23 protein-coding genes and 2 tRNA genes are annotated in these 23,892 nt (G+C 64.9%); 10 read left to right on the forward strand and 15 right to left on the reverse strand.

The genetic code is table 11. From position 1 onward, the window contains the following. Positions 1-10: 10 nt before the first annotated feature. Positions 11-1,393 (reverse strand): NAD(P)H-dependent oxidoreductase, encoded by a 1,383-nt coding sequence (locus CEJ42_RS05745; protein ID WP_165774392.1) that lies wholly within the window; start codon positions 1,391-1,393, stop codon positions 11-13. A gap of 147 nt (positions 1,394-1,540) precedes the next feature. Between CEJ42_RS05745 and CEJ42_RS05750 the strand changes: the two genes are divergently transcribed. After that, the gene (locus CEJ42_RS05750) at positions 1,541-2,461 is read left to right on the forward strand and encodes a LysR family transcriptional regulator (protein ID WP_088750325.1); all 921 of its coding nucleotides are present in this window, start codon (positions 1,541-1,543) and stop codon (positions 2,459-2,461) included. Positions 2,462-2,518: 57 nt separating this feature from the next. Here the strand turns inward: CEJ42_RS05750 and CEJ42_RS05755 are convergent, their stop codons facing one another. The 4 genes from CEJ42_RS05755 to CEJ42_RS05770 all read right to left on the reverse strand — a co-directional run bounded on the left by CEJ42_RS05755 (position 2,519) and on the right by CEJ42_RS05770 (position 6,610). Next, positions 2,519-2,707, reverse strand: a complete 189-nt coding sequence (locus CEJ42_RS05755) for a hypothetical protein (protein ID WP_079214200.1) — start codon at positions 2,705-2,707, stop codon at positions 2,519-2,521. A 301-nt stretch (positions 2,708-3,008) separates the two neighbouring features. After that, positions 3,009-3,659 carry a DUF1120 domain-containing protein gene (locus tag CEJ42_RS05760; protein WP_088750326.1) on the reverse strand — a complete coding sequence of 217 codons (651 nt, stop codon included), beginning with the start codon at positions 3,657-3,659 and terminating at the stop codon, positions 3,009-3,011. A gap of 200 nt (positions 3,660-3,859) precedes the next feature. After that, complete coding sequence (locus tag CEJ42_RS05765; protein ID WP_088750327.1) at positions 3,860-5,623, reverse strand: methyl-accepting chemotaxis protein; 1,764 nt, start codon at positions 5,621-5,623, stop codon at positions 3,860-3,862. Positions 5,624-5,830: 207 nt separating this feature from the next. Continuing rightward, complete coding sequence (locus tag CEJ42_RS05770) at positions 5,831-6,610, reverse strand: YdcF family protein (protein ID WP_088750430.1); 780 nt, start codon at positions 6,608-6,610, stop codon at positions 5,831-5,833. Between the two features lie 154 nt (positions 6,611-6,764). Here CEJ42_RS05770 and CEJ42_RS05775 point away from each other — a divergent pair, with 154 nt between their 5' ends. Both CEJ42_RS05775 and CEJ42_RS05780 read left to right on the forward strand, forming a co-directional pair. Beyond that, positions 6,765-8,261 carry an HdeD family acid-resistance protein gene (locus CEJ42_RS05775; RefSeq protein WP_088750328.1) on the forward strand — a complete coding sequence of 499 codons (1,497 nt, stop codon included), beginning with the start codon at positions 6,765-6,767 and terminating at the stop codon, positions 8,259-8,261. A gap of 52 nt (positions 8,262-8,313) precedes the next feature. Continuing rightward, a complete protein-coding gene (locus tag CEJ42_RS05780; protein ID WP_088750329.1) occupies positions 8,314-9,162 on the forward strand; it encodes an alpha/beta hydrolase in 849 nt (282 codons plus the stop codon). A 123-nt stretch (positions 9,163-9,285) separates the two neighbouring features. Here the strand turns inward: CEJ42_RS05780 and CEJ42_RS25370 are convergent, their stop codons facing one another. The 3 genes from CEJ42_RS25370 to CEJ42_RS05790 form a co-directional block, all read right to left on the reverse strand. Then, positions 9,286-9,417: a hypothetical protein gene (locus tag CEJ42_RS25370; RefSeq protein WP_269087222.1), complete on the reverse strand. Its 132-nt coding sequence runs from the start codon at positions 9,415-9,417 to the stop codon at positions 9,286-9,288. Between the two features lie 694 nt (positions 9,418-10,111). Beyond that, positions 10,112-10,531 (reverse strand): NAD-GH domain containing protein, encoded by a 420-nt coding sequence (locus CEJ42_RS05785; RefSeq protein WP_079214205.1) that lies wholly within the window; start codon positions 10,529-10,531, stop codon positions 10,112-10,114. 65 nt (positions 10,532-10,596) lie between these two features. After that, positions 10,597-11,178, reverse strand: a complete 582-nt coding sequence (locus CEJ42_RS05790) for a gamma-glutamylcyclotransferase (protein WP_088750330.1) — start codon at positions 11,176-11,178, stop codon at positions 10,597-10,599. Positions 11,179-11,498: 320 nt separating this feature from the next. Here CEJ42_RS05790 and CEJ42_RS05795 point away from each other — a divergent pair, with 320 nt between their 5' ends. Both CEJ42_RS05795 and CEJ42_RS24955 read left to right on the forward strand, forming a co-directional pair. After that, positions 11,499-13,124 (forward strand): methyl-accepting chemotaxis protein, encoded by a 1,626-nt coding sequence (locus CEJ42_RS05795; protein ID WP_088750331.1) that lies wholly within the window; start codon positions 11,499-11,501, stop codon positions 13,122-13,124. A gap of 186 nt (positions 13,125-13,310) precedes the next feature. Beyond that, positions 13,311-13,454 (forward strand): hypothetical protein, encoded by a 144-nt coding sequence (locus CEJ42_RS24955; RefSeq protein ID WP_158522485.1) that lies wholly within the window; start codon positions 13,311-13,313, stop codon positions 13,452-13,454. 95 nt (positions 13,455-13,549) lie between these two features. Here CEJ42_RS24955 and CEJ42_RS05800 read toward each other — a convergent pair whose 3' ends face one another. The 4 genes from CEJ42_RS05800 to CEJ42_RS05815 form a co-directional block, all read right to left on the reverse strand. Continuing rightward, on the reverse strand, positions 13,550-14,617 hold the full coding sequence (locus tag CEJ42_RS05800) for a quinone-dependent dihydroorotate dehydrogenase (RefSeq protein ID WP_088750332.1): 1,068 nt from the start codon (positions 14,615-14,617) through the stop codon (positions 13,550-13,552). A 151-nt stretch (positions 14,618-14,768) separates the two neighbouring features. Continuing rightward, entirely contained in the window at positions 14,769-15,497 is a 729-nt protein-coding gene (locus CEJ42_RS05805) for an arginyltransferase (protein ID WP_088750333.1), read from the reverse strand. A gap of 135 nt (positions 15,498-15,632) precedes the next feature. Beyond that, positions 15,633-16,394, reverse strand: coding sequence for a leucyl/phenylalanyl-tRNA--protein transferase (gene aat, locus CEJ42_RS05810; protein ID WP_079214210.1), 762 nt, complete (start codon positions 16,392-16,394; stop codon positions 15,633-15,635). 18 nt (positions 16,395-16,412) lie between these two features. Next, positions 16,413-16,979 (reverse strand): NUDIX hydrolase, encoded by a 567-nt coding sequence (locus tag CEJ42_RS05815; protein ID WP_079214211.1) that lies wholly within the window; start codon positions 16,977-16,979, stop codon positions 16,413-16,415. Positions 16,980-17,169: 190 nt separating this feature from the next. On the opposite strand from CEJ42_RS05815, the gene CEJ42_RS05820 reads away from it, so the two are divergent. From CEJ42_RS05820 to CEJ42_RS05835, 4 genes are all read left to right on the forward strand, one after another. Beyond that, positions 17,170-17,246 (forward strand) — tRNA-Met (locus CEJ42_RS05820). Positions 17,247-17,315: 69 nt separating this feature from the next. After that, positions 17,316-17,392: transfer RNA gene (locus CEJ42_RS05825), tRNA-Met, on the forward strand. Positions 17,393-17,770: 378 nt separating this feature from the next. Beyond that, positions 17,771-18,814 carry a glycosyltransferase family 8 protein gene (locus CEJ42_RS05830; RefSeq protein ID WP_129587678.1) on the forward strand — a complete coding sequence of 348 codons (1,044 nt, stop codon included), beginning with the start codon at positions 17,771-17,773 and terminating at the stop codon, positions 18,812-18,814. 76 nt (positions 18,815-18,890) lie between these two features. Next, positions 18,891-19,148 (forward strand): hypothetical protein, encoded by a 258-nt coding sequence (locus CEJ42_RS05835; RefSeq protein ID WP_088750335.1) that lies wholly within the window; start codon positions 18,891-18,893, stop codon positions 19,146-19,148. A gap of 72 nt (positions 19,149-19,220) precedes the next feature. Here the strand turns inward: CEJ42_RS05835 and CEJ42_RS05840 are convergent, their stop codons facing one another. Continuing rightward, positions 19,221-19,676 (reverse strand): response regulator, encoded by a 456-nt coding sequence (locus tag CEJ42_RS05840; protein WP_088750336.1) that lies wholly within the window; start codon positions 19,674-19,676, stop codon positions 19,221-19,223. A 485-nt stretch (positions 19,677-20,161) separates the two neighbouring features. Here CEJ42_RS05840 and argE point away from each other — a divergent pair, with 485 nt between their 5' ends. Continuing rightward, positions 20,162-21,367, forward strand: coding sequence for an acetylornithine deacetylase (argE, locus tag CEJ42_RS05845; protein WP_088750337.1), 1,206 nt, complete (start codon positions 20,162-20,164; stop codon positions 21,365-21,367). A gap of 80 nt (positions 21,368-21,447) precedes the next feature. Here argE and CEJ42_RS05850 read toward each other — a convergent pair whose 3' ends face one another. Together CEJ42_RS05850 and CEJ42_RS05855 are read right to left on the reverse strand one after the other, a co-directional pair. Then, the gene (locus CEJ42_RS05850) at positions 21,448-22,605 is read right to left on the reverse strand and encodes an MFS transporter (RefSeq protein WP_079214216.1); all 1,158 of its coding nucleotides are present in this window, start codon (positions 22,603-22,605) and stop codon (positions 21,448-21,450) included. A 126-nt stretch (positions 22,606-22,731) separates the two neighbouring features. Continuing rightward, positions 22,732-23,388, reverse strand: coding sequence for a 7-cyano-7-deazaguanine/7-aminomethyl-7-deazaguanine transporter (locus CEJ42_RS05855; RefSeq protein WP_088750338.1), 657 nt, complete (start codon positions 23,386-23,388; stop codon positions 22,732-22,734). Positions 23,389-23,892 lie beyond the last annotated feature (504 nt).

The raw sequence follows: 23,892 nt of genomic DNA on the forward strand, positions 1-23,892 counted from the left end.
GCAATGATTGTCAGGCCGCCTTGCTGCGCAGCGGTTCGCCCAGTCCCATCTCCCTGCGGAACAGGGCCTCCATCTCCCGTCGCACGCGGATCGCCTCGCGCGACGCGTCAATCGCCACATCGGCCCAGCTCACCGTTTGTCCCGCCGTCACCGGCCGCTGCAGCACGATGCCGTGCGCAAGGCCGATCGGCAGCGCCTCGTGGTTCAGCGACGCGGCGGCCGGCATCAGCTTGCCGTAGACCATGTAGCCGCCTTCGCCATCCAGTTTCTCGCCCGGTTTGAGGTCGCGCTTGGCCACCGCCACGGTGTCGCCGGCAAAGCCCAGCGTGTTGCCGGTGGGCTGGCCGCGCACGGCGATGTTGGCCACCGAATAGCCCAGTTCCAGGCCGATCAGGTGATAGGGCTTGTACATCGAGGCGTAGCGGCCGCTGGCGTCGGTCTTTAAGCCGTACTGCGCGAAGCAGTCGCGCACGTAGTCGGTCGGCGCCTCGAAGGTGACGTAGACGCCCCAGCGCAGGTCGCGAAACACCGGGCGGCCGTCGCGCTCCAGCGAGGACACCACTTCCACCGTGCCCGAATGCGGCAGGATGCCGCCGGCGCTTTGCGGGCGCAGCAGGCCCGGCAGGTCGTCCACGCCGCAGGGCGGGAACGCCAGCCCGGCATCGGCCGGACGCAGGCCGCAGGCGTTGGCCACGGCCGACATTTCCAGCGCCGACTTGGTGCCGTCGAGGAAGGAGTTGAACATCTGGGCGTTGAAGTCGCCGCCGGCCACCTGTTCCTCCGAAAAGCCGTAGTGGCCCCACACGGTGTCGGGCGTGGACTGGTGATAGACCGGCAGGTACTTGGTGCCCTTGCCGGCGCAGACTACCTCGAAGCCGGAGGTGCGGGCCCAGTCCACCATCTCGGCGATCAGCGCCGGCTGGTCGCCGTAGGCCATCGAGTAGATGATGCCGGCCTCGGCGGCGCGGCGCGCCAGCAGCGGCCCGGCCAGCGCGTCGGCCTCGACGTTGACCATGATGATGTGCTTCTTGTGTTCGCAGCACAGCAACGTGTGGCGAATGCCGGCGGCGGGGCTGCCGGTGGCGTCGATGACGATGTCCAGCTGCGGCTGCGAGATCAGCGCCTCGGCATCGTCCTGCACGAAGGTGCTGCCGTGGCGCAACGCCTCATCCCAGGAGCGCGCCGCATACTGCTCCGGCTTCCAGCCCACGCGCTGCAAGGATTGCTGCGCCCGCTGCGGGGACAGGTCGGCGATGCCCAGCAGGTGCACGCCGGGCGTGCGCGGCACCTGCGACAGAAACATCGAGCCGAACTTGCCGGCCCCGATCAGGCCCACGCGCACCGGTTTGCCTTGTTCGGCCAGCGCCTTCAATTGATTGAACATCGTTGCCATGCCGTCTCCTTTTTTTGTCTGTGTCGGGCCGGCCGGAGGCCGGATGCCCTTGTGTGAAAAAAGAGTAGCATTGGGATTTTTCCGCGTAAATGTCGAATTTTGCACATGCTTCGTGTGAAAAATCGCATATCTGGAGAGGCTGCCAACATGAGGAAATTCGACTGGGACGACCTGCAAGCCTTCCTGGCCGTGGTGCGCGCCGGGCGCCTGACGGTGGCCGCGCGCAAGCTCGGGGTGGATCATTCCACCTTGAGTCGCCGCATCGCGGGCCTGGAGCAGGCGATCGGCGCCACGCTGTTCGACCGCCGCTCTGCCGGCTACGCGCTGACCGCCGAGGGCGAGCGGCTGGTGCCGGACGCCGAGGCCATGGAAAGCCTCGCCATCCGCATCCGCTCGCGCCAGGACGACGCGGCGCAAGGCCTGGCCGGCTCGGTGCGCATCGGCACGCCGGAGGCATGGGGGACGTATTTCATGGCGCGCGAGCTGCGCGAACTGGTGCGCCTGCATCCCGAGCTGGAGGTGGAGCTGGTCGCCAATCCGCGCATGTTCAGCCTGTCCAAGCGCGAGGCCGATATCGCGGTGAGCATGACGCGTCCGGAACAGGGCCGCCTGATCGCCCGCCGCCTGAACGACTACGAACTCGGCCTGTACGCCGCGCGCGCCTATCTCGACGAGCACGGCCCGGTCGTCGGCCGGCGCGACCTGGAGCGGCATCGCCTGGTCGGCTATATCGAAGACCTGCGATGGTCGCCCGAGCTCGATTACCTCGGCGAAATATCCTCTTCGCTGACGCCGCAGATCCGCATTTCCAACGTGATCAGCCAGGTGCAGGCGGTGGCCGCGGGCGTCGGCGTGGGCGTGCTCCCGTGTTTCCTCGCACGACGGGAGCCGGGCCTGATCCGTCTCCTGCCCGACGAGATCCGCATGACGCGCGCCTACTGGCTGCTCACGCATGCCGACGCGCGCGACCTGCTGCGGGTGCAGGTCGTGGCTGATTTCATCGTGAGCCGGCTGGCGGCGCTGGGGGAGGATTTCTGGATGGATGCGCGGGGGCGCGCGAATGGGTGAAGCGGGGGAGATCAGCAGGCAGAGGCTGGCCGGCGCGCTGGCGGCATGGGCCTTGCCTTAGCTGCTGCGGGCCTTTTCGATGGTCTCGCGGGCGGCTTCCATGGTCGCCGTCGACTCCGGGGCGTTGGAGTCGAGGTAATGGTTTTCCAGCGTGATGGCGAGATTGCTCATCTTTTCCGACAGCTCGGCCAGCGCCACGCTGAGTTCGCACATCAGTGCCGAGATGTTTTTGGGTGACTGCGCCATGTCCGCTTTCCTTTCAGAGTTCGCACCGTTCCGCCAGAGGCTTTTTCAATTCACCATCGCTTCAGGAAAGTACGTACAAACCGATTACGTAGAACGCTTCCTGACTATTCTAAGCCGAATATCCCTTCGACTGTTGGGTGCATCGAAAGTGCGGCAAAAAAATGTGAGAAGAAGGAGATAGAGGGGCGAATGCTTTGCGTTATGGCAACGATGGGCAACGATGGGCAACGATGCCCGGCGTTGGTTTGCGCGGCCGGCAACGTTCCCGGATCCGGATTGCCGTTGCGCGATGGGAAGGGGATTACAGGTACTTCACTTCGATGGTGGCCGAGCCGTCCAGCGGCACGTCGGTGGCCAGCGGTAGCTCTTCGGCCTTGTTGAGCACCGGCTGCACCGTGATCCGGGTCGACAGCACCTTTTGTGCGGCCGGCTGGGCGCCGTTGTCGCTGAAGGCGTAGTAGTTGCCTTCGTGCTGGATGTAGCCGGCGGCGCTGTTCCAGCTGTTGCCGCGATCGCCGGACACGATGGCGGAGACGCTGCGGCCGTCGGCGGTGGCGCCGTTGTCGAAGGACATCACATAGCCGCCCACCTTCTTGCCGCTGACGGTGCCCAGGCCGAAGTTGTAGTCGGCGCCGGCCTGGATGCCGTCGGTCAGGCCGGCCACGCGCGAGGAGGCGCGGTTGTCGATCACGGTCAGCGCGATCTTGGCGGTGGCGTTGCAGCTTACCGTCAGGCTCACCTGGCGCGCCGGCAGCGCGGTGCCCTGGCCGTTGCGCAAGGTGGCCGCCGATATGTTGCCGTAGTCGACCAGGCCGCCGGCGCCCAGGGTCGGGGTGCAGGCGACCGGGCGGATCACGCCGGTGACCTTGAGCTCCACCGACGGCGCCGCATGCGAGACGGTCGCCGCGCTTGCGGCAGCAACCAGGATCAGCATGTTCAGGAGGCGGTTCATGTTCGGCTCGGCTCGGAGAGGGGCGCAATGTGTTGCGCGATGTAGTGATTCTCGCGATTCGAGCCTCGCGTTTATATGGGAATAGTCTCAAAAACGTTCTTGGCGGCGATGTCGCCGGCAGGCGGGCGCCCATGAAAAAGCCCGCACTGGGCGGGCTCGGGTGTTGCGGGCCGGCTTGTCAGGCCGGCAAGACCGTGGGGTCAGAATGTCTCCCAGTCTCCCTCGTTGTCGCCGGCCGGCAGGCGTGACGGCGACTTGGCGGCCGGCTTGGGCGCCGCAGGCGCATCGGCCCTGGCGACGGCGGGTTTGGTCGCGGCCGGGCGGGGCGCAGGCGCGGGCTTCTTGACGGGGGCGGCGGTAACCGGCCGAGCCGCGCCGGTTGCGGCGGCAGCGGGCTGCACCGCGCGCGTCTGGGAGGCGTCGACGTGGAAGCGGCTGACCAGGCCGGCCAGCGTGGCTGCCTGGTCCTGCAGCGACTGCGCGGCGGCGGCGGCCTGCTCCACCAGCGCGGCGTTCTGCTGGGTGCCTTCGTCCATCTGGGTGATGGCCCGTCCCACTTCGGCGATGCCGGCGCTCTGCTCCTGGCTGGCCGAGCTGATCTCGCCGACGATGTCGGTCACCCGTTTGACGCTGGCGACCACCTCGGTCATGGTCGCGCCGGCCTGTTCCACCAGCTTGCTGCCGGTGTCGACCTTGTTGACCGAGTCGTCGATGAGGGTCTTGATCTCCTTGGCGGCGGCCGCCGAGCGCTGGGCCAGCGAGCGTACTTCGGAGGCCACCACGGCGAAGCCGCGGCCCTGTTCGCCGGCGCGCGCGGCTTCCACCGCGGCATTCAGCGCCAGGATGTTGGTCTGGAACGCGATGCCGTCGATCACGCCGATGATGTCGGCGATCTTGCGCGAGCTTTCGGTGATGCCTTCCATGGTCTGCACCACCTGGCCGACCACGCTGCCGCCCTGGATCGCGACTTCCGAGGCCGACTCCGCCAGCTGGTTGGCCTGGCGCGCGTTGTCGGCGTTCTGCTTGACGGTGGAGGTCAGTTCTTCCATGGCCGAGGCGGTTTCTTCCAGCGAGCCGGCCTGCTGCTCGGTGCGGCCCGAGAGGTCGAGGTTGCCGCTGGCGATTTCACTGGAGGCGGTGGCGATGGTGTCGGCCGAGAGCTTGATGTTGGAGATGGTCGACAGCAGCGAGTCGCGCATGCTGCGCACGGCGTACAGCAGGCTGGCGGTGTCGCCGGGCCGGGTCTCGATCTGCGGCGTGAGGTCGCCCTGGGCGATGCGGTTGGCCACGTCGGCGGCCTTGGCCGGATCGCCGCCGATGGTGCGCATGATGCCGCGGTTGATGGCGATCACCAGCGCCACCAACGCGGCCGACACCACCGCGAACAGGATGATCATCTGCCACAGCGTGCGCATGAAGGCGGCGTTGATGTCGTCCATGTAGGCGCCGGTGGTCAGGTTCCAGTCCCAGGGCTTGTAGGCGATGACGAAGGACGACTTGGGCACCGGCTGGGCGGCGCCGACCTTGGGCCAGAGGTAGTTCACGAAACCGCCCTCGGGCTGGGCGCCGGCCTTGGAGATTTCCACGAACAGCTGGGTGCCGGCCGGATCCTTCATGCTGGTGAGGTCCTTGCCGTCAAGCTCGGGCTTGATCGGATGCATCACGATGATCTGTTGCGAGGTGGAAATCGAGAAGTAGCCGTCGGTGCCGTAGCGGATGCTCTTGATGGCGGCGATGGCGCGTTTCTGCGCGTCTTCCTTGGGCAGCGCGCCGCTTTCGGCGGCGGCGCCGTAGCTCTTGACCAGCGACAGCGCGGTTTGGCCGATGTTGGTGAGGTCTGCCCTGCGTTCTTCCAGCCGTATGTTGCGGACCATGACGGCGCTGAAGAGCGAGATCGCCAGCAGCGCGATGAGGCTTAAGACGAGTGGCAGCCAAAGTTTTTTGCTGAATGACAGCTGGCCCATTATGGAGTCTCCCTAGAATTGAATATTGCTGTCTGGATGTCTTTGCACCCTGGAAATTCCGGATATGGACTATCCCTCTTTACTTGTTCGAGCAGCGTTGACGCGAATTACCGCCGCAGTGCACAGACCTGCGGCGATGCTCTCACTTTACCGGGGGCGGCCGGCGCGAAACGGGGGAAACAAGGGGGTAAAGGCAGGGTACTTCGTTCAATCCGAACGCGAGCCCGCGCCGTGGTAGCGCAACCGGTACCAGAGTTGGCCTATCCATTCGTGCATGGCGTAGCTGGCCATGGCGAGATTGGATGCATGGGGGAAATAATCCGTAGGCAACGGGCGGCCGCTGCCGCTGAAGAGGGTGGGGGCCGCGGTCGCCTGCAGGCCGGCGGCGGCGAAGGCGTTCATGGCGCGCGGCATGTGCATGGCGTCGGTGACCAGCAGCACGCGTTCGACGCCGGCGGTCTTGAGCATGGCTGCGGACATGACCGCGTTGTCCTGCGTGTTGTTGGAGGCGCCTTCCTGCCAGCGCGCCTGGACGCCGAAGTCCGCGCTCAGCACGCGCGCCATCAGCGAGGCTTCGCTCTCGGGCGAGCCGTCGGGGCTGCCGCCGGTGACCAGCAGCGGCAGGCCGGTCCGCTTGTGCAGGTAGGTGCCGTATTCGAGGCGCTTGAGCCCGTTCAGGCTGGCGGCGTCCGCCCCGCCGTATTCCGGCGCGTTGGCCTGGCGACCGGCGCCGAGGATCACGATGGCCTGGGCATCCTTCACCTCGGTCAGCGGCGCGTAGCGGTTTTCCAGCGGGCGCACCAGCAGCAGCGCCCCGGCGCGCGTGCTCAGCAGCAGCAGCAGGGCGACGCCCAGCACGATCAGCAGCGTGCCGGTGCGGCGCAGCCGCGGCCGCAGCAGCAGGCCTATGGCGCACAGCAGCAGGCAGTTCAGCGGCGGCAGCAGCATGGCGCCGGCCAGGGTGGAAAACAGGACGGAAGCGTTCATCGGCAAGCGGTTCAATGGGAGGAAGGTGCGCAGCCAGATTCTCCGCGATTGCGGCGCTTTGATCCAGCATTGCGGGCGCGAGTTGCCTGCCTGCACGGAAACCCGGAAAATCACGCCATCATATAGGGAAGGGCCATGCGCCCCGGGGAATGCCGTGATACGTCTTGTCTTGTTATTGCTGGGGGCGGATTTCATCCGCCGCAATTGGCATGTGCTGGCCGTGGCCGGGCTGGCCTGGGGAACCATCGGCGTGTCGCTGATGATCGACGCGCTGGACGGCGTGCTCAACTTCCCGCTGACCCTGTTCGGCTACCTGCTGCTGGTGGAGAGCCTGGTCACCCTGTGGGTGGCCAACAGCGGCATCGGCGCGCAGAAGACGCTGCGCTACGCCAAGGGCGCGATCTTCCTGCTCATCGCGGTGCTGGTCATCACCCAGCACCAGGCTAGCAACATGGCGCTGGCCATGCTGTTCGGCATCGCCTTCACCATCGGCGGCTCGCTGCAGATCACCTCGGCCGTGGTGGTGCGCTTCCCGCGCTGGCGCGCGGCGGTGGCCGGCGGCAGCGTCCAGATCCTGCTGGCGATCCTGTTCTTCCAGCCCTATCCCACGCACTACAAGGGCACGGTGCCGTTCTGCCTGGCGCTGGGCCTGATCTTCGGCGGCTGGAACATGATCTGGCTGGCGCTGCGTACGCGCATGCTGCCGCAGCAGGTGTCGGTGGACATGCTGGCGCGCGCCAACGGCGGCGACGACAAGCCGTTCGACGCCGGCCTGTACCGCGGCGACGAGCGCATGAAGCCCATGCTGCGCGCCGACGGCAGCGCGCTGGGGCGGGGCTGGAAGTCGCCCGCGCCGCAGTCGCACGAAGCCGGCGCCGCCGCCCAGGAACAGGCTGCGGCCGCGCCGGACGACGACGCTACCGCCGGCAACGAGGAGGGCGGTGCGGCGCCGATGACGGTGCACGTCTGGACCCCGGCCGGCAGCGCCAAGGGGCCGGCGCGGCGCCAGCCGGTGATCGACCGCTACATCGCGGCGGTCGACACCAATGGCGTGATCTCCACCGGCCACGCCGCGCTGGAGGTGCCGCCCGGCCTGTACATCAGCCTTTACCCGGCCGAAGAGATCGACCGCTCGCCCGACCAGTTCGCCCGGCTCTTGCGCGCCACCGCCGACAACAATGTGCGGGGCCGCTACCTGAGCGACTATCCGGGCGAGGCTGCGGCCTGGTGCGAGTCGACCGAGAAGATCGTCTTTCGCGACTACAGCCGCTGCGGGCTGGAGCGTTTCTGGGGCGACTACCGCCAGACCGAGATCTACAACCTGACCTACCGCAACTGCTCCAGCACCGTCGCCAACGCGCTCGAGGCGGCGCTGGAAGGCGTGATCGGCACGCGCGACCGCCACTGGTCCAATGCCGTGCGCATGATGTTTACGCCGGAGATCTGGGTCGCCAGCCAGATCCGCAAGCGGGCGCTGACGATGGCCTGGACGCCCGGCCTGGTGCTCGATTATTCGCGCGCCCTGCGCGCGGTGGTGCATCCGCGGCCACTGTCGTGGGCCGCTTCGCTGCAGCTGGCCTTGCGCCAGAGCCGGCGATTGAAGGAAGTCTGGCGCGCGCGCCGGCGTTACGCGGAACACCACGAACCCTGAGTCTTACGTCCTGCCGGGCCAGGCCCGCGCCGGCAACAACCTTGGAGACGGCATGAGCAGCCAGCAGGCACCGCAGGAACATTGGTTCGACGCCGCCGACGGCACCCGGCTCTTTTGCCGCGACTGGCTGTTGCCGGGCGCGCGCGCCGCGGTGCAGATGGTGCACGGGCTGGGCGAGCATGGCGGCCGCTATGTCGCGCTGGCCCGGCTGTTCAACCAGGCCGGCCTGTCGGTGCGCATCTGCGACCATCGCGGCCACGGCAACTCCGGCGGGCGCCAGGGCAGCCTGGCAAGGGCGGACGACCTGCTGCAGGACCTCAAGCTCAGTTTCGACGATTTCAGCCGCCGCACGCAGTGCACGCCCATCCTGTTCGGACACAGCATGGGCGGCCTGGTGGCGGCGCGCTTCGCCACCGGCGCTTTCAGCCCGGTGCGCGCGCTGGCGTTGTCTTCGCCGGCGCTGGCGCTGGACATGACGGCGTGGCAGAAGCTGCTGCTGGCCGTTTCAAGCGGCATCGCGCCGGGCTTTGCGCTGCCCACGGCCTTGCCGGCCAGCCGCATTTCGCACGATGCGCAGCAGATCAAGGCCTACCGCGGCGACCCGCTGAACCACGGCAAGATCGCGCCGCGCATGCTCAACTTCATGCTCGACGCCATGCACCAGGTGGCGCGCGACGCCGGGCAGTTCATGCAGCCGGTGCTGCTGCAGGTGGCCGGGGACGACGCGTTCGTCGCGCCGCACGGCAGCCGCGCCTTCTTCGACGCCTTGCCGGCCGGGCGCAAGTCCATGCATTGGTATCCGGACGCTTACCACGAGATATTCAACGAGACGCCGGCCCTGCGCGAACAGGCCATGGACGACCTGCGCCAGTGGCTGGCGCAATTGGCCGACGCGGGCTGAGGAGAGGTGACGGGAGGGGATGCGGATCGGCGCTGCGGCTACGGGTTCGAAAATTAACAATAAATTACCCGTGTAAAGCCGTCCGGAGGGTGTTTTCAAGCACCCGAAGAAGCGGAAACCCGCTCAGGGTTGCCCGCTGGGAACGTTGGTAAATGCGCATCGGCTGTCAAAACCGACGAAGCCGGGGGCGCAGGCACAGCCTTGCAGCGCCAGCAGCAGCGCGGTTGCAGCGACGATGGAGGCGAGACGCTTCATGCGGTTTCTTTCGTTCCGGTTGGCAAACTTAGCGAGTGTAATGGCAAGTCAGCCATTTGCAAGATGCCCGGCCGGAAGGCGCACGCCGGGAAAGCGGACCGTCTTTTCAAATCCGCGGGCAAAAATCCCCGCTGGCGACGGATTCCTGCTGTTATCAGCAATGATGATAAGTTGGCAAATCCTGCGCCAAATTTGCCGTTTCAACGGGCAAAACAAAAAGCGGCTTGTCAGCATTGCAATGCGACAATAACCGCTTTTCGAAGTACTGCTGCCTGAATCAGATCCGCACCACGAGGTGCGGAAAAGACCCGGCCAGGGTTGCTGCTTACTTGGCCGAAACCAGGTAGCGCGCGACCATGGCGCCGATCAGCAGGGTGTAGGGCAGGATGTCGACGACGATGTTCATGGTGAGCTCCGCGAGAAAAAATTGATCTGTTGCATTGCAATATATGTGCTTCCTCGCGACGGAGCCAATTTTGAATCCCAATATCAGTTATCGAATTCTTGAATAACTTGATGCCTGTGCCGGTTTTTGTACCCGTAACTTGAAAATATCCTTTTAAATCAACAGTTTGCTTATTGGATGACAGGCGTGCTTGCGGTGGGGTGCGGCATCGGCAGGCAAAAAAAATCGCACGATGTTTCATTCGTGCGACATGAGGACGGCGGCAATGCGCCCGAAGGCGCCCGCGTCTTATTGTCCGGCCAGGCTCATCTTGAGTCCGCGCACCTCGGTGGCGATGTGGATCTTGTAGGCGCCGCCGGCCTTCACCTCGACGCTCACGCGGTCCTGCTTGGCGGAGGCCGGGGTATTGAGGGTCAGGACCGGCCTGGCGCTGAAATCGTAGCGGCCCGGCTTGAGCCAGATGGCCAGGTGTTCGCCGCTGGCCATCTGGGCCAGCACCACGTCATTGATCGCCAGTTCCAGCATCTCGTTGTTGAGCATGCCGGCGGCGCGGCTGAACTCGACCTGGCTCAGGCCGGCATCCTGCTGCGTCATGCTCTTGATGTAGATGCGCGACTGGGGGATTTCTCCGCTGGACGTCCTCTCCACCGGAGCGGCACAGGCGGCCAGGGCGAGAGCGGTTGCGCATGCGGCGAGAGCTTTGATCATGTTCCTCTTCCTTGTGTTTTTGGATGGTGATTGATGCCTGGAGCCGGGCAAAGATACCACGCCGCTCAGCGGGCGGCGGCTTCGCGTTCCAGTTGCAGCAGGTGCTTTTCGATCTCGAACACGTGGGCGTCGTCCGAACCCAGTTCGCGCAGGGCCTGCGCCAGCAGCAGCAGGTATTCGCTGTTGCGTCCGCTGGGCCCGGCCGCGCGGGCGATCTGGCGGGCGATGTCCAGCTCGCTGGCCGGGCCGGCGAAGGCGGTGTTTTCTTCCGAGGCGATATAGATCAGGCCCTCAGCTTTTTCAGCTTCCCCAAAGTGGATCTCGGTCACCAGGCGCAGGTAGCCGTTTTTTTCGCGGTGGTCGAGGTGGGCGAACACCTCGGGCGTGATCAGGTAGGCCATGCCGGCGCAGACCGCGCCCTCCTGCGGCACCAGCGTCACCACGCGCCCGGGCGCCTCGACGGTGCCGCGATGGTCGTGCGAGCCCTGCCAGAAGCGCCGGGCCCAGCCGTTGATGTGCGCAGGACGGCGCTCCAGGAAGGGGAAATCGGCCTTGAAGATGATGGAGCCGTAGCCGAACAGCCAGACGCTGTCGTGGCTGTCGAAATGGCTCATCTGGCTGTTGATCGAGATGGTATTGGCGGACATGGCATGAATACGCGTTGACGGCCCGGCCGTCGGGAGCCTTCCATTATAAAACCGGCCACTGTCGACGTGCGGCAGCGGGACCGGCATTGTCGCTTCGGCAATGCCGGGGACGGCGCGGCAGCAGTGGCGAACCCCGGCGGTGCCAGGGCTGGTGTTTTGATTTTCCCACATGCAATTTTCTCACTGGTCAGTCCTATCCTTTTGCCGTTTAATATCGTCCGCGGATAATTTTCCGTGTGGAAATAAAAAAGAGAAGCGCCCGGCGCCGGCATGGGCGACGCGAGACCGCAGAACAACAACCAGAATTGAGGGAAGGGAACATGAAAATCATCAGCAACATGTCGATAGGCAAGCGCCTGTCGCTGGGCTTCGGCCTGATCCTGGCGTTGTCCATCGTGATCACCGCCATCGGTTTCTGGCGCCTGCAGGCGGTGTCGGACGCCACCCATGAAATGATGCAGCAACCGCTGGCCAAGGAGCGCCTGATCTCCGACTGGTACGCCAACCTGTACGGCGGTATCCGCCGTACGCTGGCCATCGCCAAGAGCGCCGATCCGTCGCTGGCGGAATACTTCGCCGACGATGCGGCGGCCTCGTCCAAGAGTTCGGCCCAGACCCAGTCGAAGATCGAGCCGCTGATCCAGAGCGAGGCCGAGAAAGCCGCCTTCGCGCAGATCGCGGTGGAGCGCAAGGCCTACCTGGCCGGGCGCGACGACATCAACAAGGTCAAGGCCACCGGCGACCTGGCCGAAGGCAACCGCGTGCTGGACCAAGTGTTCGTGCCGGCGGCCAACCGTTATCTCGGTGCCATGCAGACGCTGCTGCAGATCCAGCGCGACGACATCGACCGCATGGCGCAGGAGATCGACGCCATCGCCGCGCGCAGCAAGATGCTGATGCTGGCGCTGGAGATCCTGATCCTGGCCTTCGGCGTGCTGTGCGCCTGGTGGCTGACCGCCAGCATCATCAGGCCCCTGCGCACCGCCGTGGACGTCTCGCGCCGGGTGGCGCAGGGCGACCTGACCGCCGAATTCAAGGCCGCCAGCCGCGACGAGACCGGCCAGCTGCTGGCGGCGCTGCAGGACATGAACCGCAGCCTGCGCACCATCGTCAGCCAGGTGCGCAGCGGTACCGACAGCATCGCCAACGCCTCCCAGGAGATCGCCAGCGGTAACCTGGATCTGTCCAGCCGCACCGAGCAGCAGGCCGGTTCGCTGGAAGAGACCGCCTCGGCCATGGAAGAACTGACCTCCACCGTCAAGCAGAACGCCGACAACGCGCGCCAGGCCAACCAGCTGGCCGGCTCGGCGTCGCAGGTGGCGATGCAGGGCGGCAGCGTGGTGGGGCAGGTGGTGCAGACCATGAGCTCGATCAACGATTCTTCGCGCAAGATCGTCGACATCATCAGCGTGATCGACGGCATCGCGTTCCAGACCAATATCCTGGCGCTGAACGCTGCCGTGGAGGCGGCGCGGGCGGGCGAGCAGGGGCGCGGCTTCGCGGTGGTGGCCTCCGAAGTGCGTTCGCTGGCGCAGCGCTCGGCGGCCGCCGCCAAGGAGATCAAGACCCTGATCGACGATTCGGTCAACAAGGTCGGCGCCGGCAGCAAGCTGGTCGAGCAGGCCGGGCAGACCATGAGCGAGGTGGTGGAAAGCGTGCGCCGCGTGACCGACGTGGTGGCCGAGATCAGCGCCGCCAGCCAGGAGCAGAGCGCCGGCATCGAGGAGGTCAACCGCGCCATCGCGCTGATGGACGAGAGCACGCAGCAGAACGCCGCGCTGGTGGAACAGGCCGCAGCCGCCGCGCGCGCCATGCAGGAGCAGGCGTCGGGACTGGCGTCGCTGGTGAGCGTGTTCCGCCTCAAGGAGGGGCTGTCGCATGGCGCCGCCGGCGACGACGGCCGCACCATCGAGATGGAAACGCCCAGTCCGAAGCTGCAGGGATGAACGCTGCGGCGCGGTCGCGATGACAAACGTGCATCGGGCGGCCGCGCCGAAAATCTTTCTTTACTGTCTGCGTCGCGCCGCCGGGTTTGGGCATAAAATGGCGCCTGCCGGCATCCGGTGCGCAGATCTTGCGCCTGCGCCGGCGTTCATCCGGGGATGCTTCATCCGAATTTTCAGGGGAATATCATGCGTGTCGTCGTCATGTTGCTGACGCTGGTCGTCGGGGCGGTTCTGGTCGGTTGCGAAAAGACCGACTTCGAAAAGAAAGCTGAATCCGACGCCAAGGCGCGGCAGATTTTCAATCTCAAGCGCGAAGCGTCCAAGGACTGAGCGCTTCGCGCGCCGGTCCTGGGCGAGCGCTCGGGAAACAAAAACAGCAGGCCTGCGCCTGCTGTTTTTTTTCGCCTGCGCTATTGCGCCCGCGTTTAGTGATGAGCCGTCGTCGCGGTAGCCGGCGCGCGCAGCGCCTCGGCGCATTCGCGCACCAGCGCCGGGCCGCGGTAGATCAGGCCGGTGTAGAGCTGCACCAGCGAGGCGCCGGCGTCGATCTTGGCCTTGGCATCTTCGCCGTTGAAGATGCCGCCCACGCCGATGATGGGCAGGGCGTCGCCCAGTTCGGCCTTCAGGCCGCGGATGACGCGGTTGGACAGTTCGAACACCGGACGGCCGGACAGGCCGCCGGCTTCCTCGCCGTGCTGCATGCCCTTGACCGCATCGCGCGTGATGGTGGTGTTGGTGCCGATGACGCCGTCGATCTGGTGGCGCAGCAGCGCATCGGCGACGTTCTTGACCTGCTCGTCATCCATGTCCGGCGCGATCTTCAGCGCCACCGGCACGTAGCGGCCGTGGCGGTCGGCCAGGCGGCGCTGGGCCGACTTCAGCTGCGACAGCAGCGCGTCCAGCTCGGAGGCGCCCTGCAGCTGGCGCAGGTTCTTGGTGTTGGGCGAGGAAATGTTGACCGTCACGTAGCTGGCGTAGGGATAGACCTTTTCCAGGCAGTGTACATAGTCTTCGGCGGCGCGCTCGATCGGGGTGTCGGCGTTCTTGCCGATGTTCAGGCCCAGCACGCCCCGCTTTTCCTGGTAGAAGCGCGAGGCCTGGACATTGGCCACGAAGGCGTCGACGCCGCCGTTGTTAAAGCCCATGCGGTTGATCACCGCGTTTGCGTCCGGCAGGCGGAACATGCGCGGCAGCGGGTTGCCCGGCTGCGCGCGTGGCGTGACCGTGCCGACCTCGATGAAGCCGAAGCCCAGCGCCGCCAGGCCGTCGATGTAGGCGCCGTCCTTGTCCAGCCCGGCGGCCATGCCGACCGGATTGGGGAATTCGATGCCCATCACCGTGCGCGGATCGCGCGCCGGAACCTTGGCGATGAAGTCGGTCAGGCTGTAGCGGGCGGCGCAGCGCAGCGCCGGCAGGGTGAGGTGGTGCGCGGTCTCGGGTTCGAGGGAGAACAGCAGCGGACGCGCGAGCGCGTAGAGGAATTTGTCGGACACGATGGAAGGTGCTGGATGGGCGGATGGCGGTGAAAAGTGCCGCTATTCTAACGTGTCCGCGCCGCGCCCCCGCAGTTTTTACGGCATGGGCGCGCATCTCCGGCGATTTGCCGTCATCCTGTGGCATTTGCGGCGCGGCGGCCGCGCGAGCTCACTCTTCCAGCGGCGTCCAGTCGCCCCTGCTCAGGGCTTCCAGCGGCTGGAAGTTGGTCTTGTAGGCCATCTTCTGGCTTTCCTTGATCCAGTAGCCGAGATAGACGTAGGGCATGTCGAGCTGGCGCGCCTGTTCGATCTGCCACAGGATGTTGTAGGTGCCGAAGCTGGAGGCCGGCATGTCGGGGTCGAAGAAGGTGTAGACCGAGGACAGGCCGTCATTGAGCACGTCGATGATGCTGACCATGCGCAGCGTGCCGTCGGGCTCGCGGAATTCCACCAGGCGGGTGTTGACCTTGCTCTGCAGGAGGAACTGCGCGTACTGGTCGCGGCTGTCCTGGTCCATGCCGCCGCCGGCGTGGCGCACCGACTGGTAGCGCAGGTACAGCTCGTAGTGCTCGTGGGCGTAGGTCAGGTTCGTGACCAGCGCCACCAGGTGGCGGTTGCGTTCCCAGGCGCGGCGCTGGCTGCGGTTGCGCACGAAATCGGCCACCCGGATGCGCACCGGCGTGCAGGCGTTGCAGCCGTCGCAATAGGGACGATAGGTGAAGATGCCGCTGCGGCGAAAGCCGGTCTTGACCAGCTCCGAATAGACGTCGGCGTTGATCAGGTGCGAGGGAGTGGCGACCTGCGAGCGGGCCTGCTGGTTGTCGAGATAGCTGCAAGGATAGGGCGCGGTTGCATAGAATTGCAACGTGGAGAACGGCAAGTCTTTGAGATGCGTCATGTGCGTCCTGTCCTGTCTTGCGGGAGCCCGGCGGCGGGAGAGCGACGGCCGCGGGGCGATGAGCCGAACTTCTAATTTACACTACTTTGTCAGGATTGGTGGCAAAGACCACGGCTGCGGCAGGGGCGCGGCGGCTCATGCGCGCGCCACGCGGGCCGCGGGCGCCGCCGGCGGGATGCCGGTCTCCAGCAGGTTCAGCGGCTGCCAGCCGTGGATCTGCGGTTCGCGGATGGCGCCGCGCAGGTGGCGCAGGAAGTCGTCGCGGGGGATGGGGCGCGCGCCCAGCGAGGCCAGGTGCGAGGTTTCCTGCTGGCAGTCGATCATCTCCACGCCGTGGCTGCGCAGGAAGAACACCAGGTGCGCCAGCGCGACCTTGGAGGCATCGCTGACGCGGGCGAACATCGACTCGCCGTAGAACATCCTGCCGATGGCCACGCCGTAGGCGCCGCCCACCAGTTCGCCGTTGAGCCAGACTTCCGAGGAGTGCGCATATCCGGCCTGGTGCAGGCCGGTGTAGCCCTCGATGATCTCCGGCGAGATCCAGGTGCCCTGCTCATGCCGGCGCGGCCCGGCGCAACCGCGCATGACCTGCTCGAAGACGGTGTCGAAGGTGACCTGCCACAGGCGGTCGCCATGGCGGCTGCGCTCGATGCGGCGCAGGGTCTTTTTCAGGCTGTCGGATACGGTGAAGCGGTCGGTGCGCAGCACCATGCGCGGGTCGGTGCTCCACCAGAGAATCGGCTGGCCTTCCGAAAACCAGGGGAAGATGCCCTGGCGATAGGCTTCCAGCAGGCGCGGCGGCGACAGGTCGGCCCCGGCCGCCAGCAATCCCGCGGGATCTTTCAATGCGCGCGAGACGTCGGGGAAGGGCGTGTCGATGTTGAGCCAGGCGATCATCCGCTAACCTTTCGCGGATCAGATCATGCGGCGCCGTATGTCTTCGGTGTGCAGCGCGAAGCCGCCGTCACCGGCGCGCACTTTCTTCAGGTCCGCGAAGAAGGCGCGCAGCGTGAACTCCACCGTGGGGAAGGCGATGTCCTTCCAGGGAATCTGCTCCTCTGTATAGAGGGCGACTTCCAGGCTCTCGATGCCGGCCTGGTATTCCAGGTCCAGCAGGGTGGCCCGGTAGAACAGATGCACCTGGTGCACGTGCGGCACGTTCACCAGTGTATAGAGCTCATGTAGCTTGATGCGCGCGCCGGCTTCTTCCTCGGTCTCGCGCACGGCGGCGTCTTCGGTGGTCTCATCGTTTTCCATGAAACCGGCCGGCAGCGTCCAGTAGCCCAGGCGCGGCTCGATGGCGCGCTTGCACAGCAGCACCTTGACCTCGCCGTCGCGTTCCCACACGGGCACCGAGCCGACCACCATCTTGGGATTCTGGTAATGGATCGTGCCGCAGCTGCCGCAGACGAAGCGCTGGCGCGTGTCGTCCTGGGGAACCTGCAGCGAGACCGGCTGGCCGCATTCGGAACAGAATTTCATAAGTGTGGATCGTCGTGGCTTGATATGGTTGTTATCGGCATGCATGCGCGTCTCGCTCCATTGCGGATGTCGCGGCGGCTGAACCGCCGCGCCGGCATCGGCAGATGCGCAGTGAAGTGTATCACTCTAGAAAGAGTGCAGAGAGAGGTTGCGCTCCTGATTTATATGTCATATAATCTTTTTCTTCAGACGCGGGGTGGAGCAGTCTGGCAGCTCGTCGGGCTCATAACCCGAAGGTCGTAGGTTCAAATCCTGCCCCCGCAACCAGATAAAAAAGGCCGCTGAATCAGTGTGTTCGGCGGCTTTTGTTTTTTAGTATCAGACGTACCGTACAGACGCGGGGTGGAGCAGTCTGGCAGCTCGTCGGGCTCATAACCCGAAGGTCGTAGGTTCAAATCCTGCCCCCGCAACCAAATTGCAAAGCCGTTGAATGCATAGCGTTCAACGGCTTTTGCATTTCTGCTCCTGGTTTTGCCGTCTGCGTTCCGGTTCTTTCCGCATTCCGGCCCTTTCCGGGCTCTCCGCGCTCGGATTCTCCCGCATTCTTCATCGATTTGCCGCCGTCTCGCCCATCCTCGGCGCGCGGGCAGCATGGCGTCCGTCGTTGCGCTCATCCGCAATACTCACAAATACAAGTAATCGTTCCGGCAGTTGGGGTTTCCACGTGTAACAAGGCTGCTGTCGCGCTTGAATTAAGCGAGTGATTTTGTTCTGCTGTCATGGATAGGCCATGCAGCAGATGTTAAGATCGCGCATCCTGCGGGCAGCTACTCATCTTGGAAGAGGTCTTCATGAACGGTGAACGTTCGGCATTGCATGTCGCATTCGGCGTGGACGAGAATTTTTTCCGGGGAGCGGGCGTCTGCATCGCCTCCATCCTGGACAACAATCCGGACCTCGACTTCGTTTTCCACGTCTTCACCTTCGGCTGCACCGAAGACAGCCGGGCCCGGCTGTCGCGCATGTCGGCCGAACGCGGCGTTCCCATGCATGTCCACGTGCTGGATGAAGGCGTGTTCTCGCGTTATCGTCACAACCCGCGCGGCAATTACTCCAATGCCATCTTCACCCGCATCCTGATGCCCGGCGTGCTGGCCGGCGTCACTGACCGCATGCTCTATGTGGACTCCGACATCCTTTGCCGGGGCAAGCTCGCAGAACTTGCCCGCATGGACCTGGGCGAGCATGTCGCCGCCGCCGCGGCCGATGTGCATACCATCGCTCAGCGGCGCCTGGTCGCCATGGAGCTGGACGGCGATTTCTACTTCAACTCGGGCCTGCTGCTGATCGACATCGACAACTGGAACCGCGCGGGCATCACCGAGCGCGCCATCGAACTGATCGGCAGCGGCCGCTACAAACTCGACTATCCCGACCAGGACGCGTTGAACAAGGTGGCGCACGGCCACGTGATGAAACTGCATCCCAAATGGAACATCATGTTCTCGCTGCTGAGCAATTTGCGCTCCGGCAGGCAAAAGCTGAGCATCGCCGAGGACGCCGTGATGCTGCATTTCGGCGGCCCGCTCAAGCCCTGGCACAACTGGTCGCACGCCTGTGCGCAGTCGATGTTCCTGTCCTACCAGCGCGGCTCGGGCTGGGCCGATGTGCCGCTGGACCGGCCCCGCACCTACAAGCAGATGCATCAATGCGCGACCTATCATCGCGGGCACGGCAAGTATCCGCAGGCGCTGCGCTGGTATGCCGCCTATCTGCGCAAGAAGCTGTCTTTCATGCTGCAGGGCGCGGCGGCGCTTGCCGTGCTGTCGATCGAGCTGGCCTCGCTCAAGGGCGCGCAGGCCGACTGGCTGGCGGCCTCGCTGGGCATCGCCTGAGGTCATTTACAGTCGTCAATTCCGCTGCAACAAGGCTGCCTCGTGCTAGCATGCTGGCTCCTTTAGTGGAGGACGAATGGAAACGACCGAACAGACGACACCCGATCCCTGGATTGAACGCGCAGAAGAACTGCGTCTCCAGATGGAGACCTTGCTGCAAGTCCAGCTGGAAGAGTATGAACTGATGACGGCCAAGCTGGAGGAGTGGAAGCAGACTCCCGGAGCGCCGTTCCTGACGGCGGCCGACTACGAGCCGTGGCAGAGCGCCCTGAAGAACCTGGAAGCCGCGCACCGCGCATTTGATGAACACATCAGCTCGCGCGTGACGAAGTAACGCACCGGCCCTGCACCGTCCCGGACGGCGCCGCAGCCAGCAAAAGAAAAAGCCCGCATCTGCGGGCTTTTTTCATGGCGAAGAGGAGGGCGTCTCGCGCGCAGCGCGCGAGCGCCGGCGCTTGCCCCAATGCTGGGCGCATTCCAGGAATACCTTGATATAGGCGTCCGCGGAAGCCGGCTTGAGCAGGTACTCGCTGGCGCCGGCCTCGATCAGCTCGGGCAGCGCCGGCGGGTAATCGGGATCGGGAAAGACCACGATGGGCACCGCGCGCGTGGCGCGTCCGGCCTTCATCGCCAGGATGAAGTCGAGGCCGTTGTTCTCCATCATGCCCGGGTCGAGGAAGATCATGGCCGGCAACTCGCCGCTGCCGCCGTCGCGCCGGGCGTACAGCAGGCGGTTGATGGCCGCGTCGGCTTCGTCGTACCACTGCAGCACGCAATGGAAGTTGCTTCGCCACAGGGCGAAGCGCGCCAGTTCGACTGCTTCGCCGTTCGATTCAATCATCAGGATGATCGGCGGTTTCATGATTTCGGTCTTTCCTATTACAGCGATTCCGGCAGCCTCTTCCCAACGGGCGGGAAGACGTCGGCGACTGCTCGTGGCGGGCCGCCCGGGCTGGTTGCTTCATTTGCAGTCTTACAAAAAGGAGGGGGCGGCCATATCATGAAATTCCTGATAAGACCGGCCTTGGGCGACATGCTTGCGCCGCCAAAGATGAGCTTTTTGTCTATGAAGAACGGATTTTTCGGAAGGGGTGAGCGCGGCTTGCGGAAATGAGGTGTAATGTCGACTGTGTTGCGTAAAGCGCGCAGTTTTTCCTCTGCACGCTGCGCTTCCGATATCAGGCGGCAACAGACCGCCGTTCAACAAGCAGCCAGGGAAAATCGGGCTTGGCAGGCCCAGCCGCCGCGACGGCTCAGCCGTGGCACGGGGCTTGCTGCTGAAGTTGCCGGAACGAATCGCCCGCATCGCGGGTGTGCGCTCCGGAAATTGAACAGGCAAACATCATCATGAACGCACCTCTCAAGACAGCCGCTTCGGAACCGACGAAGCAGACGCTGGACATCATCAAGACACTCATCGGTTTCAACACCATCAGCCGCGAATCCAACCTCGGATTGATCGAATGGGTCCGCGACTACCTCGAGCGCCACGGCGCCGTCACCCGCCTCACCTACGACGCCGAGAAGCGCAAGGCCAACCTCTTCGCCACCATCGGCGGCGCGGCCGGCAATGCGAAGTTCGGCACCGTCTTCTCCGGCCACACCGACGTGGTTCCGGTGAAGGGGCAGAACTGGGACACCGATCCCTTCGTCGCCCATGTCGCCGACGGCAAGCTGTTTGGCCGCGGCGCCTGCGACATGAAGGGCTTCATCGCCGTGTGCCTGTCGCGCCTGCCGTCGATCGACCAGAGCCGCCTGCATACACCGCTGCATTTCTCGTTCTCGTATGATGAGGAAGTCGGCTGCCTGGGCGTGCGCGAACTGCTGGCCGATCTGAAGGCAAACGAGATCCGCCCCACCGGCGTGATCATCGGCGAGCCGACCTCGATGCAGGCCGTGATCGCGCACAAGGGCAAGCGCTCCTACCGCTGCTCGGTGCACGGCCATGCCGCGCACTCGTCGTGCCCGCACCTGGGCATCAACAGCATCGACTTCGCCGCGATGATGCAGCTGAAGATCCGCGACATCGCCAGGCGCGTGCGCGAGACCGAGACCAACGACTACGATTTCGACGTGCCGTATTCGTCCATCGTCACCACGCTCTCCAACGGCGGCAGCGCGCCCAACATCATTCCCGACAAGGCCGAGTTCGTGTTCGAGCACCGCTTCCTGCCGGGCATCGATCCGCGCGAGGTGTTCGACGAAGTGAAGGCCTATGCCGAAAGGGAAGTGGTGCCGCAGATGACCGCCGACGGCGCGCAGGGACGCATCGAGTTCGAGACGCTGACGGCTTATCCGGGCATGAGCACGCCGGTTGATGACCCCATCGTGGCTTCGGCGCTGCGCATCCTCGGCAGCGAGCGCGCGCGCAAGGTCGGCTTCGGTACCGAAGGCGGCCTGTTCGGCGAGGCCGGCATGCCGGCCGTGATCTGCGGCCCCGGCGACATCGTGCAGGCGCACAAGCCCAACGAGTTCGTGACGCTGGAGCAGCTGGCGCGCTGCGAGAGCTTCTTCGACAACTTCGTGGCGTCGGCCAACATGAACGCGGCCTGAATATCCCCGCTGCAAACAGAAACGGCGCTTGCCCGATAAAGGCAAGCGCCGTTTCTGTTTGTGCCGTCCAGCGTTTTGCGTCAGGCGGCCACTTGCGCGCGCCTGTCGAGAGACGCCGACAGCGCCACCGTCGCCAGGCCCAGCAGCGCGACCGCGGCGCCGATCAGCGGCAGGTCGGTCAATGGCAGGCCTGCCGAAATCGCCACACCGCCCAGCCAGGCGCCGGTGGCGTTGCCCAGGTTGAAGGCGCCCTGGTTCAGCGTCGAGGCCAGGTTGGGGGCGCCGCGCGCGGTGTCCAGCACGCGGATCTGCGCGCCCGGCACCACCGCGAAGGCGAAGGCGCCCCAGGCGAACATGGTCGCCAGCGTCGGCCACTTGTAATGGCTGGTGAACGAGAACAGGCCCAGCACGATGGCGATGCAGATGAACACAGTGCACAGCACCGGCATCAGCTTCCAGTCCGCCAGCTTGCCGCCGACCAGGCCGCCCACGGTGATGCCGGCGCCGAACAGCAGCAGCACCCAGCTTTCTTCCTTGGCGCTGAAACCGGTCACGTCCAGCAGGATGTAGGCGATGTAGGTGATGACGGTGAACATGCTGATCGACGCCAGCGTCGAGGTCAGCAGCGAGAGCTGCACCCGGGTATCGATGATGGAGCGGAATTCCTGGAAGATGTTGCCGCCCTGCATGGGGATCTTCCTGGGCAGCATGGACCACAGCATGATCGCGGCCACCACGCCGATGCCGGTCACCACGCCGAAGGTCGAGCGCCAGCCGGCGGCGTGGCCGAAGGCGGTGCCCAGCGGCACGCCCAGGATATTGGCCACCGTCAGCCCGGTAAACATCAGCGCCACGGCCTGGGCGCGCTTGTCCGGCGCCACCAGTTCAGCGGCCACCACCGAGCCGATGCCGAAGAAGGCCGCGTGGCAGAAGGCCGTCACCACGCGCGCCACCATCAGGAAGCCATAGGTCGGCGCCACCGCGCACAGGATATTGCCGAGGATGAACAGGCTCATCAGGCCCACCAGCGCCTGCTTGCGCGGCCACTTGGCGGTGACGATGGCCAGGATCGGCGCGCCGGCGGCCACGCCCAGCGCGTAGCCGGACACCAGCATGCCGGCCGCCGGCGCCGACACGCCCAGGTCGCGGGCGACGTCGGGCAGCAGGCCCATGATGACGAATTCGGTGGTGCCGATGCCGAAGGCGGCGACGGCAAGGGCAAACAGGGGCCAGTTCATGCGGTATCCAGGGGAGGGAGGGGCGCGGCGGGGATCGCCGCGCGCAACCGCAAGTTTACCGTCTGGCGGGAAATGTTGCAGGAAGAAAAAACCGCGCCGGCGCCCGGTGTTGCAACGCCGCTGCGTTCAGGCCGGACCGGCGGCCGGCGTGCGGCCGAACCAGTTCTTGAACAGCGACATCAGCGCGCCATAGGCCGGCAGGAAGAACAGCAGGCTGATGACGATCTTGAAGCCGTAATCCACCAGCGCGATCTCGACCCAGTGCTCGGCCATGAAGGGATCGCTGCTGCGCCAGAACGCGATGGTGAAGAAGGCCAGCGTGTCGCTGGCGTTGCCGAACACCATCGACACCGACGGCGCCAGCCACCAGTTGCGGCTGGCGCGCAGGCGGTTGAACACCTGCACGTCCAGCACCTGGCCCAGGGCATAGGCGGTGAAGCTGGCCGCCGCGATGCGCGCCACGAACAGGTTGAAGTGCGCCAGCGCCTCGACGCCTTGCCACTGCCCCATGTAGAACAGCGCCGACACGCCATAGGAAATGAACAGCGCCGGCAGCATCACCGCGAAGATGATGCGGCGCGCCAGCGGTGCGCCGAAGAAGCGCACGGTGAGGTCGGTGGCCAGGAAGATGAAGGGGAAGCTGAACGCGCCCCAGGTCGTGTGGAAGCCGAAGATGGAAACCGGCAGCTGCACCAGGTAATTGCTGGAGGTGATCACCAGCAGGTGGAACAGCGAAAGCCACGCCAGCACAGCCGTGTGCCGGCGCAAGTCGAAGTCAGTCATATGGACCTTTTTGATGGATGGGGTTAGGGAACCCATGAAAAACGCCTTGCCCGACAGGCGGGACAAGGCGAAAGAAAAGCAACTCTAACACAGCGCCGAAAACGATATATCTGCGTAGCCCAATAGCAGATATATGGGTTTTGCCGGATAGCGATTCGGGTAGTGTGCGCCGGTTCCTTCTTTTGAAGTGGACTCGCGGCTCGGACGCTGCAAAGTCAGACGGGAAACCAATGGCGGCGGATAGTTCCTTTTCGCGAATATCGGGCGATAAAAGGGTCTGCATATCCTGTTGTGAGAAGTAAAAAATTTTTAACTAACTCGCAAATGACGTGATATATTTTTATCGCTTATGAGTTAAGTATCAAAGAAAATAAAAGGCATTTCTGCAGGGGAATTTCGCCGGTGCGGCGTATCAATAAAAAGTAACTTGAAGTTTGCGTCAGCACCGCGGATCAGACGTGATGTATCGGGTACATCTGAAGATGGGGCATCTTCAACGTTGTT

The sequence above is a fragment of the Herbaspirillum robiniae genome, assembly GCF_002213415.1.
Lineage (GTDB): Bacteria > Pseudomonadota > Gammaproteobacteria > Burkholderiales > Burkholderiaceae_D > Herbaspirillum > Herbaspirillum robiniae.